Source organism: Diaphorobacter sp. LR2014-1, assembly GCF_002916785.1.
GTDB lineage: Bacteria > Pseudomonadota > Gammaproteobacteria > Burkholderiales > Burkholderiaceae_C > Diaphorobacter > Diaphorobacter nitroreducens.
The window spans coordinates 154032-172762 of the sequence record NZ_MTBE01000004.1 but is presented as its reverse complement, the minus strand read 5'-3'; the positions used below and the strand labels follow the sequence as shown (position 1 = coordinate 172762).

General features: G+C 67.2%; 18 protein-coding genes. All 18 read left to right on the top strand.

What is annotated here, in order from left to right; translation table 11 throughout:
- Window positions 1–71 precede the first annotated feature (71 nt).
- The 18 genes from dnaK (at window position 72) to asd (ending at window position 18571) form a co-directional block, all read left to right on the top strand.
- On the top strand, window positions 72–2012 hold the full coding sequence (dnaK, locus tag BV908_RS05565) for a molecular chaperone DnaK (protein WP_103737462.1): 1941 nt from the start codon (window positions 72–74) through the stop codon (window positions 2010–2012).
- Between the two features lie 95 nt (window positions 2013–2107).
- The gene (gene dnaJ, locus BV908_RS05560; protein ID WP_015913930.1) at window positions 2108–3238 is read left to right on the top strand and encodes a molecular chaperone DnaJ; all 1131 of its coding nucleotides are present in this window, start codon (window positions 2108–2110) and stop codon (window positions 3236–3238) included.
- 190 nt (window positions 3239–3428) lie between these two features.
- Window positions 3429–4475, top strand: a complete 1047-nt coding sequence (locus BV908_RS05555) for a peptidase U32 family protein (RefSeq protein ID WP_011806341.1) — start codon at window positions 3429–3431, stop codon at window positions 4473–4475.
- A 107-nt stretch (window positions 4476–4582) separates the two neighbouring features.
- Complete coding sequence (locus tag BV908_RS05550; protein WP_011806342.1) at window positions 4583–5485, top strand: U32 family peptidase; 903 nt, start codon at window positions 4583–4585, stop codon at window positions 5483–5485.
- Window positions 5486–5510: 25 nt separating this feature from the next.
- Window positions 5511–6029 carry an SCP2 sterol-binding domain-containing protein gene (locus BV908_RS05545; RefSeq protein WP_103737461.1) on the top strand — a complete coding sequence of 173 codons (519 nt, stop codon included), beginning with the start codon at window positions 5511–5513 and terminating at the stop codon, window positions 6027–6029.
- The gene (locus BV908_RS05540) at window positions 6026–6424 is read left to right on the top strand and encodes a putative zinc-binding protein (RefSeq protein WP_015913934.1); all 399 of its coding nucleotides are present in this window, start codon (window positions 6026–6028) and stop codon (window positions 6422–6424) included. Before BV908_RS05545 ends, BV908_RS05540 begins: the two co-directional genes overlap by 4 nt.
- On the top strand, window positions 6421–7008 hold the full coding sequence (locus BV908_RS05535; RefSeq protein ID WP_011806345.1) for a UbiX family flavin prenyltransferase: 588 nt from the start codon (window positions 6421–6423) through the stop codon (window positions 7006–7008). The genes BV908_RS05540 and BV908_RS05535 overlap by 4 nt, the downstream gene beginning before the upstream one ends.
- A 56-nt stretch (window positions 7009–7064) precedes the next feature.
- The gene (gene ubiD / locus BV908_RS05530; protein WP_103737460.1) at window positions 7065–8549 is read left to right on the top strand and encodes a 4-hydroxy-3-polyprenylbenzoate decarboxylase; all 1485 of its coding nucleotides are present in this window, start codon (window positions 7065–7067) and stop codon (window positions 8547–8549) included.
- Between the two features lie 63 nt (window positions 8550–8612).
- Window positions 8613–9773 (top strand): cytochrome P450, encoded by a 1161-nt coding sequence (locus tag BV908_RS05525; RefSeq protein ID WP_103737459.1) that lies wholly within the window; start codon window positions 8613–8615, stop codon window positions 9771–9773.
- Between the two features lie 44 nt (window positions 9774–9817).
- A complete protein-coding gene (locus BV908_RS05520; RefSeq protein WP_011806348.1) occupies window positions 9818–11182 on the top strand; it encodes an MBL fold metallo-hydrolase in 1365 nt (454 codons plus the stop codon).
- A gap of 188 nt (window positions 11183–11370) precedes the next feature.
- A complete protein-coding gene (locus BV908_RS05515; protein ID WP_103737458.1) occupies window positions 11371–12327 on the top strand; it encodes a LysR family transcriptional regulator in 957 nt (318 codons plus the stop codon).
- A 40-nt stretch (window positions 12328–12367) separates the two neighbouring features.
- Complete coding sequence (leuC, locus tag BV908_RS05510) at window positions 12368–13789, top strand: 3-isopropylmalate dehydratase large subunit (protein ID WP_103737457.1); 1422 nt, start codon at window positions 12368–12370, stop codon at window positions 13787–13789.
- A 13-nt stretch (window positions 13790–13802) separates the two neighbouring features.
- Entirely contained in the window at window positions 13803–13925 is a 123-nt protein-coding gene (locus BV908_RS05505; protein WP_011806351.1) for an entericidin A/B family lipoprotein, read from the top strand.
- A 32-nt stretch (window positions 13926–13957) separates the two neighbouring features.
- Window positions 13958–14365 (top strand): hypothetical protein, encoded by a 408-nt coding sequence (locus BV908_RS05500; protein WP_011806352.1) that lies wholly within the window; start codon window positions 13958–13960, stop codon window positions 14363–14365.
- 41 nt (window positions 14366–14406) lie between these two features.
- The gene (leuD, locus tag BV908_RS05495; protein ID WP_011806353.1) at window positions 14407–15057 is read left to right on the top strand and encodes a 3-isopropylmalate dehydratase small subunit; all 651 of its coding nucleotides are present in this window, start codon (window positions 14407–14409) and stop codon (window positions 15055–15057) included.
- Window positions 15058–15153: 96 nt separating this feature from the next.
- On the top strand, window positions 15154–16227 hold the full coding sequence (leuB, locus tag BV908_RS05490; protein ID WP_011806354.1) for a 3-isopropylmalate dehydrogenase: 1074 nt from the start codon (window positions 15154–15156) through the stop codon (window positions 16225–16227).
- Between the two features lie 163 nt (window positions 16228–16390).
- Window positions 16391–17161: an SDR family oxidoreductase gene (locus tag BV908_RS05485; RefSeq protein WP_103737456.1), complete on the top strand. Its 771-nt coding sequence runs from the start codon at window positions 16391–16393 to the stop codon at window positions 17159–17161.
- A gap of 279 nt (window positions 17162–17440) precedes the next feature.
- Window positions 17441–18571, top strand: coding sequence for an aspartate-semialdehyde dehydrogenase (asd, locus tag BV908_RS05480; protein WP_011806356.1), 1131 nt, complete (start codon window positions 17441–17443; stop codon window positions 18569–18571).
- Window positions 18572–18731: the final 160 nt, after the last annotated feature.

Sequence of the window (18731 nt, the reverse complement as noted above, 5' to 3'; positions counted from 1 at the left end):
CCGCTTGAAGACGGGCAAGTTATCCACAAGTTACTGGCTATCCAGCCATTTCAGACATCACGGAGAAAAACATGGGAAAAATCATCGGTATTGACCTGGGCACCACCAACAGCTGCGTGGCCATCATGGAAGGCAACAACACGCGCGTGATCGAGAACAGCGAAGGCGCGCGCACCACGCCGTCCATCGTCGCGTACCAGGAAGACGGCGAGATTCTGGTCGGCGCCTCGGCCAAGCGCCAGGCCGTGACCAACCCCAAGAACACGATCTACGCCGCCAAGCGCCTGATCGGCCGCAAGTTCGAGGAAAAGGAAGTGCAGAAGGACATCGACCTGATGCCCTTCACCATCACCCGCGCCGACAACGGCGATGCCTGGGTGGAAGTGCGCGGCCAGAAGCTGGCCCCCCCGCAGATCTCCGCGGAAGTGCTGCGCAAGATGAAGAAGACCGCCGAGGACTTCCTGGGCGAGCCGGTGACCGAGGCCGTGATCACGGTTCCCGCATACTTCAACGACGCTCAGCGTCAGGCCACCAAGGACGCCGGCCGTATCGCGGGCCTGGATGTGAAGCGCATCATCAATGAGCCTACCGCCGCCGCGCTGGCTTTCGGCCTGGACAAGCAGGACAAGGGCGACCGCAAGATCGCCGTGTATGACCTGGGTGGTGGCACGTTCGACGTGTCCATCATCGAGATCGCCGACGTCGATGGCGAAAAGCAGTTCGAAGTGCTGTCCACCAACGGCGACACTTTCCTGGGCGGCGAGGACTTCGACCAGCGCATCATCGATTACATCATCGGCGAGTTCAAAAAGGAACAGGGCGTGGACCTGTCCAAGGACGTGCTGGCCTTGCAGCGCCTGAAGGAAGCCGCCGAGAAGGCCAAGATCGAGCTGTCGAACTCCTCGCAGACCGACATCAACCTGCCCTACATCACGGCCGATGCCTCGGGTCCCAAGCACCTGAACATCAAGCTGACCCGCGCCAAGCTGGAATCGCTGGTAGAAGACCTGATTGAGCGCACCATCGCGCCCTGCCGCACGGCCATCAAGGACGCCGGCATCTCCGTGTCCGACATCGACGACGTGATCCTGGTCGGCGGCATGACCCGCATGCCCAAGGTGCAGGAAAAGGTCAAGGAATTCTTCGGCAAGGAACCCCGCAAGGACGTGAACCCCGACGAAGCCGTGGCCGTGGGCGCAGCCATCCAGGGCCAGGTGCTGTCGGGCGACCGCAAGGACGTGCTGCTGCTGGACGTGACGCCGCTGTCGCTGGGCATCGAGACCCTGGGCGGCGTGATGACCAAGATGATCACGAAGAACACCACGATCCCGACAAAGTTCGCGCAGACCTTCTCGACGGCCGAGGACAACCAGCCCGCCGTGACGATCAAGGTGTTCCAGGGCGAGCGCGAGATTGCCAGCGCCAACAAGCTGCTGGGCGAGTTCAACCTGGAAGGCATTCCCCCGGCGTCGCGCGGCACGCCCCAGATCGAAGTGACCTTTGACATCGACGCCAACGGCATCCTGCACGTGGGCGCCAAGGACAAGGGCACGGGCAAGGAGAACAAGATCACCATCAAGGCCAACTCCGGCCTGTCCGAGGACGAGATCCAGAAGATGGTGAAGGACGCCGAGCTCAACGCCGCCGACGACAAGAAGAAGCTGGAGCTGGTGCAGGCCCGCAACCAGGGTGAGGCCGCCGTGCACACGGTGAACAAGAGCCTGTCCGAGCACGGCGACAAGCTGGACGCCGGTGAGAAGGAAAAGATCGAGGCCGCCGTGAAGGACCTGGAAGCTGCCCTCAAGACCGAGGACAAGGCCGCCATCGACGAGAAGACCACCGCACTGATGGCTGCCAGCCAGAAGCTCGGCGAGAAGATGTACGGCGATGCGCAGGCCGCTCAAGGGGCCGAGGCTGCCGGTGCGCAAGCTGCCGCCAGTGGCTCCGCCGGCGCCGCCGCGCAGGACGACAACGTGGTGGATGCCGAGGTCAAGGAAGTCAAGAAGGGCTGATCGCGCCAGCGCATCCCGTGCCTAGCCGCCGCGTCGGGCCCCGCCAGCCGGGGTTCGCGCGGCGTTCGTGCTCCCAACCGGCCTGAAGATTGCCCATGTCCAAGAGAGATTTTTACGAGGTCCTTGGCGTTCCCAAGAACGCCTCGGACGACGAGCTCAAGAAAGCCTATCGCAAGCTCGCCATGAAGTACCACCCTGACCGCAACCAGGGTGACGCTGCCAAGCCCGCCGAGGAGAAGTTCAAGGAGGCCAAGGAGGCCTACGAGATCCTGTCCGACGCACAGAAACGCGCCGCCTACGACCAGTACGGCCACGCGGGCGTAGACCCCAACATGCGTGGCGGCATGGGTGGCGCCGAGGGCTTTGGTGGCTTTGCCGAAGCCTTCGGAGACATCTTCGGCGACATGTTCGGCGGCGCGCGCGGGCGCGGCGGCCGGCAGGTGTACCGCGGCAACGACCTGTCCTACGCCATGGACGTCACGCTCGAAGAGGCTGCCAAGGGCAAGGAGGCGCAGATCCGCATTCCCAGTTGGGAAAGCTGCGAGACCTGCCACGGCAGCGGCGCCAAACCCGGCACCAGCGCCAAGACCTGCGGCACCTGCCAGGGCTCTGGCACGGTGCAGATGCGCCAGGGTTTCTTCAGCGTGCAGCAGACCTGCCCCCACTGCCGCGGCACGGGCAAGATCATTCCCGAGCCCTGCACGGCCTGCCACGGCCAGGGCCGGGTCAAGAAACAAAAGACGCTGGAGGTGAAGATCCCCGCCGGCATCGACGACGGCATGCGCATCCGCTCCACCGGCAACGGGGAACCGGGCACCAATGGCGGACCGCCGGGCGACCTGTACATCGAGATCCGCATCAGGAAGCACGACATCTTCGAGCGCGACGGCGACGATCTGCACTGCCAGGTTCCGGTGAGCTTCATCACCGCGGCGCTGGGTGGAGAGATCGAGGTGCCCACGCTGCAGGGCAAGGCGGCCATCGATATCCCCGAAGGCACACAGGCCGGCAAACAGTTTCGCCTGCGGGGCAAGGGCATCAAGGGGGTGCGCGCCAGCTACCCCGGCGATCTGTACTGCCACATCATCGTGGAAACCCCGGTCAAGCTCACCGAGCACCAGCGCAAGCTGCTCAAGGAACTGGACGAGTCGCTCAAGAAGGGCGGCGCCAAGCATTCGCCGTCCACCGAGAGCTGGACCGACCGGCTCAAGAGCTTCTTCAGCTGACCCCCTGGACAAGGCCCGCGGACAGCGGGCCTTTTTTTGCCTGGGCTTTGGTCAATCCCGATCTGTTTATTCAGGAACGACCGGCCCATCGTTGACAAAAATCAGGTTATGGGTATTCACCGCGACCTAAGGTACGCAGCCTGCGCAGGATCAGACGATCCGCGCACAAGCCAGCCGAAAGAGCGCCCCCGTGACCGACCCAGCCCGCCAACCGACTTCCCCCGACATCCCTTCCGCACCCGAACTGGTCTGCCCCGCCGGCAGCCTGCCTGCACTCAAGGCGGCCGTTGACGGCGGAGCCGACTGCGTCTACCTCGGACTGCGCGACGCGACGAATGCACGCAATTTCGCGGGTCTGAACTTTGACGAGGCGGCCATCCAGAACGGCATTGCCTACGCCCATGCGCGCGGGCGCAAGGTGCTGCTGGCACTCAACACCTACCCGCAGGCCGCCAACCCCGCCCCCTGGCGCGCCGCCCTGGACCGCGCGGCCGCCTGGGGGATCGACGCCGTGATCATGGCCGATCCCGGCCTCATGCAATACGCCATGCGCCACCATCCGCAGCTGCGGTTGCACCTGTCGGTGCAGGGCTCGGCCACCAACCACGACGCCATCAACTTCTACCACCAGCAGTTCGGCATCCAGCGCGCCGTGCTGCCGCGCGTGCTCTCGCTGGAGCAGGTGCGCCAGGTGATTGACCGCACGCCGGTGGAGATCGAGGTGTTCGCCTTCGGCAGCCTGTGCGTGATGGTCGAAGGGCGCTGCGCGCTGTCGTCCTATGCCACCGGTGAGTCGCCCAACACGCACGGCGTGTGCTCACCCGCGAAGTTCGTGCGCTGGCAGGAAACGCCCAAGGGCCTGGAGTCGCGCCTGAATGGCGTGCTCATCGACCGCTACGGCAACGGCGAGAACGCCGGCTACCCCACGCTGTGCAAGGGCCGCTTCGACGTGGGCGACGAGAGCAACTACTACGCGCTGGAGGAACCCACCAGCCTCAACACGCTGGAACTGCTGCCCAAGCTTGTGAAGATGGGCGTGCGTGCCTTCAAGATCGAGGGCCGTCAGCGCAGCCCCGCGTACGTGGCCCAGGTGACCAAGGTCTGGCGCGAGGCCATCGACCACTGCATGGCGCAAGGCCACCTGTACAGCCCCAAGACCGCCTGGATGGCCAGCCTGGACCAGGTGGCCGAGGGCCAGCAGCACACGCTGGGCGCCTACCACCGCCCCTGGAAATGAAGTGCGAAGAACACCCCTGTGCCGTTGCCTGGCAGCCTGGGCCTGGGTCACGCCGATTTATGCGGCGGGGACTGCGCTTGGCCCCCTGAAGAACTGAGAGCATCAAGATGAAACTAGCCCTGGGCCCGCTGCAGTACTACTGGCCGCGCGATACCGTTTTTGATTTTTACCAGGCCATGGCCGAGACGCCGGTGGACGTCGTCTACCTTGGCGAAGCCGTGTGCTCGCGCCGCCGCGAGCTGCGCCAGAGCGACTGGATCGACATCGCACGCATGCTGCGCGACGCCGGCAAGCAGGCGGTGCTCTCCACCATGGTGCTGCTGGAGTCCACCTCCGACGTATCTGCCATGCACAAGATCGCCCAGGACGAGGAATTCCTCATCGAGGCGAACGACATGGGCGCCGTGCACCAGCTCGCAGGCAAGCGCGCCTTCGTCGCCGGCCCCCAGCTCAACCTGTTCAATGCCGATTCGCTGAACTGGATGGTCGGCCTGGGCGCCAGCCGCTGGGTCATGCCATTGGAGATGCGCCAGGCCGACCTGGCCGTGCTGCAGCAGCACAAGCCCGCGGGGCTGGAGACCGAAGTCTTCGCCTACGGCCGCATGCCCTTGGCGTTCTCGGCGCGCTGCTTCACGGCACGCCACCACAACCTGCCCAAGGACGACTGCGGTTTTCGCTGCATCGAGCACCCGGACGGCCAGCTGCTGGCCACCCGCGAAGGCGAGGGCTTCCTGGTGCTCAACGGCATCCAGACCCAGTCGGCGCGCGTGCACAACCTCATCCAGGACGTACCTGCGCTGCGCGCGCTGGGCGTGGAACTGCTGCGCCTGTCCCCCCAATCGCAGCACATGGCAGAGGTCATCGCCGCCTTCGACGCGGCCCGCAAGGCGCCCCAACCCGATGCAGGTGCCCTTGACCGCATGCGCCCCCTGATGCCCGAGGCCCCCTGCAACGGTTACTGGCACGGCAAGCCCGGGCTGGATCTGGTGCAGCCCGCCGTGACATCCTGAGCCACCGCACTTACTCCTTCAAGCCATGACCGCTACCCCACCCGCACCGTTCACCCTGCCGCGCCCCGTGGGCGCCGTGCTCTCGCGTCTGCCCGCCTATCCGGGCTCGGTCCTGCTGGTTACGGCCATCAACCTGGCCCTGTCGCGCCACCTGCCGCAGGACGTGAAGGACCTGCTCAAGGACAAGCGCCTGTCCATCCGCGTGCGCGACGCGCGCGTGGCCTTCGACTTCACCTGGAACGGCCAGCGCTTTGCGCCCAGCGCGCCGCAGGCCAACCCGGACCTCGCGATCAGCGCCAATGCGCAGGACTTCGTGCTGCTGGCGCAACGCCGCCAGGACCCGGACACGCTGTTCTTCAACCGCCGCCTGGTGATGGAGGGCGACACCGAGCTGGGCCTGGTGGTCAAGAACGCGCTGGACGCCATCGACCTGCCCGTGCTCGACCCGCGCCACTGGGCGCCGCGCGCCGTGCTCTCGCGCTGGGCCCCGCAGCTTGCGCAACAATTGCCGCCTCTTGCGCCCTTCTTTGGAGGTCGTTCGTGACGGAACCTGCCCCTTGCGATGTCCACCCGCTGGTCTATTCCTGCTCCGGCTGCTCCAGCGCCGCGCAGCTGGCCAACCATGTCGCCGTGCGGCTGGACCGTGAGGGCGTGGCGGAGATGTCGTGCATCGCTGGCGTGGGGGGCGACGTGCCCAAGCTGGTCAAGCTGGCGCGCTCGGGCCGTCCCATCATCGCGCTCGACGGCTGCCCCCTGGTGTGCGTGAAAAGCAGCCTGGCGCGCCACGGCATTACGCCGGCACGCCACTTCCAGTTGCATGAGTACGGCGTGAAGAAGCGCAACCACCAGGACTTCGACCCGGCCGAGGCCGCCCAGGTGCTGGCGCGCATCCAGGCCGACCTGCACGACCACCCCCTGCGCTCCAAGGCCGCCGCATGAGCCAGCCGCCCCGCCGCGTGATCGTGGGCATCTCGGGCGCCAGCGGCGCCGTGTATGGCGCACGCCTGCTGCAGGCGCTGCAGGACATGCCCAACGTGGAATCGCACCTGGTCGTCTCCGACGCCGGCTGGCGCAACCTGCGCCACGAGCTGGACATGGACCGCGCCAGCGTCGAGGCGCTGGCGGACGTGGTGCACGACCTCGCCAACGTGGGCGCGAGCATTGCCAGCGGCTCGTTCGCCGCGCACGGCATGGTGGTGGCGCCCTGCTCCATGCGCACGCTGGCGGCCGTGGCCCACGGCCTGGCGGACAATCTGCTCACGCGCGCGGCCGACGTGGTGCTCAAGGAGCGGCGCCGCCTGGTGCTGATGGTGCGCGAATCCCCTCTGCACCTGGTGCACCTGCGCAACATGGCGACGGTGACCGAGATGGGCGGCATCGTGTGCCCGCCCATGCCCGCGTTCTACCAGCGCCCCACCAGCGTGGGCGAGATCGTGGACCACAGCGTGGCCCGCGTGCTGGACCTGCTGGGGCTGGAGCACGCCCTGGCGCCGCAATGGCAGGGTCTGCCGTTGGACTCCTGAAACAATAGCTGCTAGCGCTTGTTGGATAAGCGCTGGAGCCTGATTTCATTCAAAGAATGCATTACCGCGACCTGCGCGACTTCATGGCCCAGCTGGAGGCCGCGGGCGAATTGCGCCGCATTGCCGAGCCCGTATCCCCTCACCTGGAAATGACCGCGCTGGCCGATCGCGTACTGCGCGCGGGCGGCCCCGCATTGCTGTTCGAGCACCCCACGGGCCATGCCATGCCGGTGCTCGCCAACCTGTTCGGCACGCCCGGGCGCGTGGCCCGCGCACTGGGCGTGGCGGGGCTGCCGGAGATCCGCGCCTTCGGCGAGGTGCTGGCACAGCTCAAGGAGCCCGAGCCGCCGCGCGGCATGAAGGACCTGTGGGGCAAGCGCGACCTGCTCAAGACGCTGTGGAGCATGGCCCCGGCCACCGTGCGCCGCCCGCCCTGCCAGGAGGTGGTGTGGGAGGGCAGCGACGTCGACCTGACCCGCCTGCCCATCCAGCACTGCTGGCCTGGCGACGTGGCGCCATTGGTCACCTGGGGCCTCACCATCACGCGCGGGCCGCGCAAGGCACGCCAGAACTTAGGGATATACCGCCAGCAGCTGCTGGGCAAAAACCAGCTCATCATGCGCTGGCTGTCGCACCGCGGCGGTGCGCTGGACTTTGCCGACCACTGCCGGCTCAACCCCGGCCAGCCCTACCCGGTGGCCGTGGCCATCGGGGCCGACCCGGCCACCATCCTGGGCGCCGTCACGCCCGTGCCCGACACGCTGTCGGAATACCAGTTCGCCGGCCTGCTGCGCGGCGCGCGCACCGAGGTGGCGCCCGCTTTGGGCGTGCCGCTGTCGGTACCGGCCAGCGCCGAGATCGTGCTGGAAGGCCACATCCATCCCGATGCCAACCACAAGAGCGGCTGGCAGCACGCGCTGGAAGGCCCCTACGGCGACCACACCGGCTACTACAACGAGTGCGCCGAGTTCCCCGTGTTCACCGTCGAGCGCATCACGCAGCGCCAGGACGCCCTGTACCACAGCACCTACACCGGCAAGCCGCCCGACGAGCCGGCCATGCTGGGCCTGGCGCTGAACGAGCTGTTCGTGCCGCTGCTGCAGCGCGCCTTCCCGGAGATCATCGACTTCTACCTGCCGCCCGAGGCCTGCAGCTATCGCATGGCGGTAGTGCGCATCCGCAAGGCCTATGCGGGCCATGCACGGCGCGTGATGATGGGCGTGTGGAGCCACCTGCGCCAGTTCCTCTACACCAAGTTCATCGTGGTGGTGGACGAGGACGTGGACGCGCGCGACTGGAAGGAAGTCATCTGGGCCCTGACCACACGCATGGACCCGGCGCGCGACACCCTGTTGATCGAGCACACGCCCATCGACTACCTGGACTTCGCCTCGCCCGTGGCAGGCCTGGGCAGCAAGATGGGACTGGACGCCACCAACAAATGGCCCGGGGAGACCCAGCGCGAATGGGGCCGCCCCATGGCCATGGATGTCGGCGTGAGCCAGCGCATGAACGCGCTGGCCGACGCGCTGGGACTGTAGAACCCGACTGCGATCGCCTCGCCGGGTGGGCGAAGCCGCAGGAAGCCTTCCAAGGAGACTGCCATGACCACGACACCGCCCCGCTGGGACCCGCAAGCCCCCGAAGTCCTGCGCGACCAGCGCGCCGCCTACGACCAGCTGCGCGAGCGCTGCCCGCTGGCGCACAGCGACGCGCAGCACTGGTCCGTGCTGCGCCACGCCGAGGTCATGCAGGTGCTCGGCGACCATGCCACCTTCAGCAGTGCGGTGTCGGCCCACCCGGCCGTGCCCAACGGCTACGACCAGCCCCTGCACACGCAGTACCGCCTCGCGCTCGACCCGTTCTTCGCCCCCGAGCGCATGGCGCACTTCGAGCCCGTGTGCCGCGCGCTGTCGGCCGCCACGGTGCAGGAGGCCCTGGCCCTGGGCGGCGAGCTGGAGATCACCCACGAGTTCGCCCTGCCCTTCGCGGTGCGCGTGCAGTCCGCGTTCCTCGGCTGGCCCACGCTGCTGCAAGACGAGCTGCTCGGCTGGCTGCGCCGCAGCCAGGCCGCCACCCGCTCGGGCGACCGCACGCAGACCTCGGCCGTTGCGCAGGAGTTCGAAGACCTGGTCGGGCGCGTGCGCCAGGCCCGCCTGGAGGCGCCGCCCACGCAGGACATCACCAGCGAACTGATGCACACCCGTGTGGAGGGCCGCCTGCTGGACCTGCGCGAGCTTGCCAGCGTGCTGCGCAACTGGACGGTGGGCGAGGTCGGCACGATTGCCGCCTCCATCGGCATCCTGCTGCACTGGCTGGCGAGCCACCCCGACTGGCAGCAACGCCTGCGCACGCAGCCCGGCCTCTTGCCCACGGCCATCGACGAGGTGCTGCGCATCGACGGCCCGCTCGTGGCCAACCGCCGCATCACCACCCGCGACGTGACGCTGGGCGGCTGCCCCGTGCCGATGGGCGAGCGCCTGTCCATCCACTGGATCGCCGCCAACCGCGACCCGCGCGTGTTCGGCGACCCGGATGAGTTCCGCATGGACCGCGATCCCGCGCTCAACCTGCTGTATGGCGCAGGCATCCACGTCTGCCCCGGCGCGCCGTTGGCGCGGCTGGAACTGCGGGTGCTGATGGAGGAGTTGCTGGCGCGCACCAGCGCCATCGCACTGCCCGCAGGCCATGCGCCTACGCGGGCCACAGCCCCGGACGCCGGCTACGCCACGTTGCGGGTGCGTTTGCATCAAACACCCGCGTAGCGCCGTCTGCTACGCTGACGGTCGTCACTTCACAAAGCCATTCCATGTCCGTCAGCATCACTTTCCTCGGCGGGGCCGGCACCGTCACCGGCTCCAAATACCTCGTACGCCACGGCGGCCAGGCGCTGCTCGTGGACTGCGGCCTGTTCCAGGGCTACAAGCCGCTGCGCCTGCGCAACTGGAACCCGCTGCCGGTGGCACCGCAGGACATTGACGCCGTGCTGCTCACCCATGCCCACCTGGACCACTCGGGCTACCTGCCGCTGCTGGCCAAGGACGGCTTTGGCGGGCCGGTGTTCTGCACGGCCGGCACGCGCGATCTATGCGCCATCCTGCTGCCCGACAGCGGCCATCTGCAGGAAGAAGACGCGGCTTTCCTCAACCGGCACAAGCTCAGCAAGCACGAACCCGCCCTGCCGCTGTACACGCGCCTGGACGCGCAGCACTGCCTGTCGCTGCTGCAAGTGCAGCCCACGCACCAGACCTTCGAGCCCATCCGCGGCTGGCGCGCCACCTTCCAGAACGCAGGCCACATCCTGGGTGCGGCCAGCGTGCTGCTGGAGGTGGGAGGGAGGCGCATCCTGTTCTCTGGCGACCTGGGCCGCCCGGACGACCTGCTGATGCATGCGCCCGACGCGCCGCCCGCGGCTGACACCGTGCTCATCGAGTCCACCTACGGCGACCGCAGCCACCCGCCCGGCACGGTGCTGGACGAGCTGGGGCCCGCGCTGGCACGCTTGGCCGCGCGTGGCGGCGTGGCGGTGGTGCCGGTATTCGCCGTGGGGCGCGCGCAGACGGTGATGTACGCCATCGCCCAGTTGAAGGCCCGCGGCGAAGTGCCTTCCGGACTGCGCGTGTACCTGGACAGCCCCATGGCCGTGAGCGCCACGGAGCTGTTCCAGAACCACCTGAGCGAGACCCGGATCAACCGATCCGAACTGCACGCCATGGCGCGCGGCACGACGCTGGTGCACAGCGTTGACGAATCCAAGGCGCTGGCCCGCCTGCACGGGCCGCGCGTGATCCTGTCGGCCAGCGGCATGGCCACCGGCGGGCGCGTGCTGCACCATTTGGCGCTGCACGCGGGCGACCATCGCAACATGATCATCCTCACCGGGCACCAGGCGGGCGGCACGCGCGGCGCCCGCATCGCCGCGGGCGAAAAAACCATCCGCATCCACGGGCGCGACGTGGCCATCCGCGCCGAGGTGGTGCAATTGGCAACGGCCTCGGCCCACGCCGATGGCGACCAATTGGTGGCCTGGCTGCGCTCCATGCCCTCCACACCCCGGCAGGTGTATGTGGTGCACGGGGAGATGGCTGCGGCCGACATGCTGCGCCAGCGCATCGACCACGCGTTGGGCTGCCCCGTGGAGGTTCCCGAGCATGGCGACAGCGTGACGCTCTAAACAAGAGCCAAAACAGCCTCCAGCGCTTATCTGATGAGCGCTGGAGGCTATATTTTTCATAGCAAATCCGCCGCTACACCCCATCCAGCGGCATGTGAGCCATCGCGTATCGCGATGACAACCGGCAGATATACAGGGGAAAATAGGGGACTCACCTCGTCAAACGAGAAGTCGCTCCACCCCCCCCGATGAAAAGCTCAGAGCGCAGCTTTGCGCGCCGCATTGACCTCACCTCGCTGCAACTGTTCGTGGCCGTCTGCGAACTGGGCAGCATCGGCCGCGCGGCCGAGCGGGAGTTCATCGCCGCCTCGGCGGTGAGCAAGCGCCTGTCCGACCTGGAGGCTGCGGTCGACACGGCCCTGCTGTACCGCCACAGCCGCGGCGTGACGCTGACCCCCGCCGGCGAAAGCCTGCTGCACCACGCGCGCAACGTGCTGTTCGGGCTGGAGCGCATGCAGGGTGAGCTTTCCGAGTACGCCGACGGCGTGCGCGGCCATGTGCGCATGCACGCCAACATCTCGGCCATCGTGCAGTTCCTGCCCGAGGACCTGGGCGCGTTTGCCCAGGCACACAGCCAGATCAAGATCGATCTGCAGGAGCACCTCTCGCCCGACGTGCTGCAGGCCGTGCACGAAGGCGCGGCGGATCTGGGGATCTGCAACGTGCCCGCCACGGCCGCCCACGAAGGCCTGCAAAGCCGCCCCTACCGCAGCGACCGGCTGGTGCTGGTCGTGCCCCAGACGCACGCCCTGTCGACCCACGCATCGATCCGCTTTGAGGAAGTGCTGGACTGGGACATCGTCGGGCTGCACGCGGGCAGCAGCATCAGCCTGGCCATGCGCCAGGCCGCCGCGCAGGCCGCGCGCCCGCTGCGCCAGCGCATCCAGGTCACCAGCCTGGACGCGATGTGCCGCATGATCGACAACGGCCTGGGCGTGGGCCTGCTGCCCGACCGGGCGTTTTCGCTGATGCGCGGCGTGGGGCAACTGGCGGCCGTGCCGCTGGACGAACCCTGGGCCCGGCGCGCGCTGCGCCTGGTGGCGCGCGACTTCGAGGCCCTGCCCGTCACGGCACGGCTGCTGGTCGAACACCTGGCGCCCGCGCCTGCCGCGACGCCCGCCGAGGACGGCGACACCCCCACCTAGAATTCTCACCACCCCACTGAACCCAAGAAACGAGACTGCCATGGGACGCACCCTGTACGACAAGATCTTCGACGAGCACGTCGTCCACACGGAAGAGGACGGCACCGCCGTGCTCTACATCGACCGCCACCTGGTGCATGAGGTGACCAGCCCGCAGGCCTTCGAGGGTCTGCGCGAGGCGGGCCGCAAGGTCTGGCGCGTGAGCTCCATCGTGGCCACGGCCGACCACAACACCCCCACCACCGGTTGGGAGCGCGGCTACGACGGCATTGCCGACCCGATCAGCAAGGAGCAGATCGTCACGCTGGACAAGAACATCCAGGAGTCCGGTGCGGCGGCGTTCTTCCCGTTCCTGTCCAAGCGCCAGGGCATCGTGCACGTGATCGGCCCCGAGAACGGCGCCACCCTCCCGGGCATGACCGTGGTCTGCGGCGACAGCCACACCAGCACCCACGGCGCGTTCGGCGCGCTGGCCCACGGCATCGGCACCAGCGAGGTGGAGCACGTGATGGCCACGCAGACCCTGCTGGCCAAGAAGGCCAAGAACATGCTGGTCCAAGTGAATGGCAAGGTCGCCCCTGGCATCACGGCCAAGGACATCGTGCTGGCCATCATCGGCAGGATCGGCACCGCCGGCGGCACGGGTTACACGATTGAATTTGCCGGTGAAGCCATCCGCGACCTGAGCATGGAAGGCCGCATGACCGTGTGCAACATGGCCATCGAAGCCGGCGCGCGCGCGGGCCTGGTGGCGGTGGACGACAAGACGATCAACTACGTGAAGGGCCGCCCGCTCGCACCCACGGGCGTGGAGTGGGACCAGGCCGTGGCGTACTGGAAGACGCTGCACTCGGACGCGGACGCCAAGTTCGACGCGGTGGTGGAGTTGAACGCCGCCGAGATCGTGCCGCAGGTCACCTGGGGCACCAGCCCCGAGATGGTGCTGGGCATCGACGCCGTGGTGCCCGACCCGGACAATGAGAAGGACCCGTCCAAGCGCGGCGCCATCGAACGTGCGCTGACCTACATGGGTCTGCAGCCCGGCAAGCCGATGGATGACATCTTCGTGGACAAGGTGTTCATCGGCTCGTGCACCAACAGCCGCATCGAGGATATGCGCGAAGCCGCCGCCGTGGTGAAGAAGCTCGGCCAGAAGGTCGCCAAGAACATCAAGCTGGCCATGGTGGTACCTGGCTCGGGCCTGGTGAAGGAACAGGCCGAACGCGAGGGGCTGGATGCGATTTTCAAGGCCGCGGGCTTTGAATGGCGCGAGCCCGGTTGCTCCATGTGCCTGGCCATGAATGCCGACCGCCTGGAGCCCGGCGAGCGCTGCGCTTCCACGTCCAACCGCAACTTCGAAGGCCGCCAGGGCGCGGGCGGGCGCACGCACCTCGTGAGCCCCGCCATGGCCGCGGCCGCCGCCATCCATGGCCACTTCGTGGACATCCGCCAGTTCGCTTAAGGAGCCTCCCACCATGAACAAGTCTCTCGCCGCCCTGCTCGCGCTGGCCTTCGTGCTGGCCGGCTGCAACACCGTCAAGGGCATGGGCCAGGACGTGCAGCGCGCCGGCAGCGCCATCGAACGCGCCGCCAAGTAGGCCCCTCCACACCGCCATCCCAGGAGCTCCGCATGAAGAAAGCCCTCGCCTGCCTCGCCACCACGCTGCTGCTGGCCAGCCCCGCCCTGTCGTGGGCCGCCAACCGCGCCTGCGTCATCGAAGGCAGCATCACCTTCAGTGGCAAGACCACGCAGGTCAAGGACTGCATGGAATTCGCCGCCGGCGTGCCCGACGACCAGATCAAGGGCAGCTGCGGCGGCCTGGCGCAGATGTCCGCCCAACTGGGCGGCAAGCCCGGCAAGGTGAGCTACCTGCCGCAGTGCCCGCGCCCGGCCAGCGGCGCCTGCAAGGGGCTGATGGGTCAGCCCGTGGATGCCTACTACTACAACCTGACCGCCGATGCGCTGCAGGACAAGCGCAAGGCCTGCGAAACCTCCAGCGCACAGATCAAGGCCGGCACCTGGACCAACGGCCAGTAAGCCCGCGGGCCCCAACGCCACTTCTTTCCGGACACACCACCATGCAGAAATTCACCCTCCACAAGGGCCTCGTCGCCCCCATGGACCGCGAGAACGTCGATACCGACGCCATCATCCCCAAGCAGTTCCTCAAGTCGATCAAGAAGACGGGCTTCGGCCCCAACCTGTTCGACGAGTGGCGCTACCTCGACAAGGGAGAGCCGGGCGTGCCCGAATCCCAGCGCAAGCCCAACCCCGACTTCGTGCTGAACCAGCCGCGCTACCAGGGCGCGAGCATCCTGCTGGCGCGCAAGAACTTCGGCTGCGGCTCCAGCCGCGAGCACGCGCCCTGGGCGCTGGACCAATACGGTTTTCGCGCCATCATCGCGCCGAGCTTTGCCGACATCTTCTTCAACAACTGCTTCAAGAACGGCCTGCTGCCCATCGTGCTGCCCGAAGCCACGGTGGACCAGCTGTTCAACGAAGCGGCCGCCTTCCCCGGCTACCAACTCACCGTGGACCTGGAGCGCCAGGTGGTGGTGCGTCCCCAGGGCGAGGAGATCCCCTTCGACGTGGTGCCGTTTCGCAAGTACTGCTTGCTCAACGGGTTTGACGACATCGGCCTGACGCTGCGCCATGCCGACAAGATCCGCGCGTTCGAAGCCGCACGCCTGGCCAGCAAGCCGTGGCTGAGCCACACCATGGCCGCGTGACCCACCACCGGCCCTGACCGATTGATTACAAGCAAAAACAGCCTCTGGCGCTTATCCATCAAGCGCTGACAGCTATCAAAACAGAAGTGAATGACCATGAAAATCGCAGTTCTGCCGGGTGACGGCATTGGCCCCGAGATCGTCGCCGAGGCCGTCAAGGTGCTCGAAGCCCTGGACCTGAAGCTGGAGATGGAGACGGCACCCGTGGGCGGCGCCGCTTACGAGGCCGCGGGCCACCCGCTGCCGGAGTCCACGTTGAATCTCGCCAAGAGTGCCGACGCCATCCTGTTCGGCGCCGTGGGCGACTGGAAGTACGACACGTTGGCGCGCCCGCTGCGCCCCGAGCAGGCCATCCTGGGCCTGCGCAAGCACCTGGGCCTGTTCGCCAACTTCCGTCCCGCGATCTGCTACGAGCAGCTCACGCATGCGTCCAGCCTCAAGCCCGAGCTGGTGGCCGGCCTGGACATCCTCATCATCCGCGAGCTGACCGGCGACATCTACTTCGGCCAGCCGCGCGGGCGTCGCACCGCCGCCGACGGCCACTTCCCCGGCGCCGAGGAAGCATTCGACACCATGCGCTACAGCAAGCCCGAGATCGAGCGCATCGCCCGCGTCGCGTTCGAGGCCGCGCGCAAGCGCAACAAGAAGGTGACCAGCGTGGACAAGGCCAACGTGCTGGAAACCTTCCAGTTCTGGAAGGACGTCGTGACCGAGGTGCACAAGGACTATCCCGACGTGGAGCTGCAGCACATGTACGTGGACAACGCGGCCATGCAGCTGGTGAAAGCGCCCAAGGCGTTCGACGTGATCGTCACCGGCAACATGTTCGGCGACATCCTCTCCGACGAAGCCTCCATGCTCACCGGCTCCATCGGCATGCTGCCCTCGGCCAGCCTGAACGACAAGAAGCAAGGCCTGTACGAGCCCAGCCACGGCAGCGCCCCCGATATCGCCGGCAAGGGCGTGGCCAACCCCCTGGCCACCATCCTCAGCGCTGCCATGATGCTGCGCTTCAGCCTGAACCAGGAAGAAGCCGCGCGCCGCATCGAAGCCGCGGTGCAGCAGGTGCTGGCCCAAGGCCTGCGCACGCCTGACATCTACAGCGACGGCACCACCAAGGTGGGCACGGCACAGATGGGCGATGCCGTGGTGAAGGCCCTCGCTGCCTGACGAGCGGCCTCCCGCACAACGCGACAGCGGCCCTTCGGGGCCGCTTTTTCGTGGCGCGCAAGCAGCACCAGCGGCACAAGCGGCATCGCAAGTCCGGATCCGGCCAGACGCATCGCCCACGGGCCGGGAGACTCTTCCTTCACCCAACCCGAAGGAGCGTCCCATGTCCCAACCGTCCCTCTCCCATCGCGTCGCCATCGTCACCGGCGCCAGTTCCGGCATCGGCCGCGCAGCGGCCCTGCTTTTCGCGGAGGTCGGCGCGGCCGTCGTCGTGGGCGCACGGCGCCAAGCGGAGCTTGACCAACTCGTCGCTGCCATCACTCAGCAGGGAGGGTCGGCTGCGGCAGTGGCCGGCGACGTGCGCGACGAGGCCTACGCACAAGCGCTCGTCGCCACTGCCGTGGAGCGTTTTGGCGGCCTCGATATCGCCTTCAACAATGCGGGCACCATGGGGCCGCTGCAACCCACGCCGGACGTGCAGTCGAGCGATTGGCGCGACACCCTGGAGACCAACCTCACCAGTGCCTTCCTGGGCGCCAAGCACCAGATTCCCGCAATGCTGGCGCGCGGAGGTGGCTCGATCATCCTCACCTCCACCTTCGTGGGGTATACCGCCGCATTTGCGGGCACGGCCGCGTATGCCGCGAGCAAGGCCGGCCTGATCGGCCTGACCCAGGCACTGGCCACGGAGTTCGGAGCGAAGGCCATCCGTGTGAATGCCTTGCTGCCCGGCGGTACCCTCACCCCCATGGCGCGCGCGATGAACGGAACACCCGAGGCGCTGGCCCTGGTCGCCCAACTGCATGCACTCAAGCGCCTGGCGCAGCCCCGGGAAATTGCCCAGGCCGCGTTGTACCTGGCGTCCGACGCGGCATCGTTCGTCACCGGGACAGCCATGCTGGTGGATGGCGGGGTGTCCATCCAGCGGGGCTGACCGCAGCGCAGCGGCGATGGCGGCGGCATGTCCAGCCATGGCCCGCATGGGTTCCGCTACAATGCCCAGCTATGTTTGCCGCCCGCCCGTTCGCCCTGAACACCGCCTCTGCCGCCAAGGCACGCAAGGCTGCGCGCGCAATCACCAAAACCACGACCATTACGGGCTGATCCAGCTCCGGCATCGTCGTGCGCCCTCCCTGGCCTAGACGAGCCGGGGGCGGAAGAAAGCAGCCACCGGTCGCGTGCGTACTGTTTTTTACTTTGAAAGGGCGATGAAATGAGCAAGTTGGTAGGTTTGGTCGGCTGGCGCGGCATGGTCGGCTCGGTCCTGATGGACCGCATGGCGCAGGAAAAGGACTTCGATCTGATCGAGCCCCTGTTCTTCTCCACCTCGAACGCAGGCGGCAAGGCGCCCGCCCAGGCCAAGAACGAGACCACGCTGCAGGACGCGTTCGACATCGAACAGCTCAAGCGCTGCGACATCATCCTCACCGCACAGGGCGGCGACTACACCAACGAGGTGTACCCCAAGCTGCGCGCGGCCGGCTGGAACGGCCACTGGATCGACGCCGCCTCTGCCCTGCGCATGGAAAAGAACGCGGTCATCGTGCTCGACCCGGTGAACATGCCCGTCATCAAGAACGCACTGGCGAACGGCGGCAAGGATTGGATTGGCGGCAACTGCACCGTGTCCTGCATGCTGATGGGCGTGGGTGCGCTGTACAAGGCCGGGCTCGTCGAGTGGATGAGCACCCAGACCTACCAGGCGGCCAGCGGCGGCGGCGCGCAGCACATGCGCGAACTGCTGACGCAGTACGGCACGCTGAATGCCGAGGTGAAGGCCCTGCTCGACGATCCCAAGAGCGCCATTCTGGAAATCGACCGCAAGGTCATCGCCAAGCAGCGCAGCCTGTCGGGCGCGGAGACGGCCAATTTCGGCGTGCCGCTGGGCGGCTCACTCATCCCGTGGATCGACAAGGACCTGGGCAACGGCATGTCCAAGGAAGAGTGGAAGGGCATGGCCGAGACCAACAAGATCCTGGGCCAGGGGGAAGGCTTCAACACCGCCGCAGTGCCGGTGGACGGTTTCTGCGTGCGCGTAGGCGCCATGCGCTGCCACAGCCAAGCACTGACCTTCAAGCTCAAGAAGGATGTGCCCGTAGCCGACATCGAAGCCATGATCGCTGCCGACAACGAGTGGGTGAAGGTGGTTCCCAATACGCGTGAGGCGACGCTGAAGGACCTGACTCCCGTGGCCGTCACCGGCACCATGACCATTCCCGTCGGCCGCATCCGCAAGCTGGCCATGGGTCCGGAGTATGTGGGCGCGTTCACCATCGGCGACCAGTTGCTGTGGGGCGCCGCCGAGCCGCTGCGCCGCATGCTGCGCATCCTGCTAGACGCCTGACGCAGATTCAACGCCACCTTCGGGTGGCGTTTTTTCGAGGTCATAGATTGATACGGCCCGTTACCGATCGTTGTCCATTACCAACAGGAATAAGGCCGTCCCGGCCTCTTCCCGCACCGTATAAAACGTGGCGCGACACCTCAGCTTGTCAGTGCAAAAC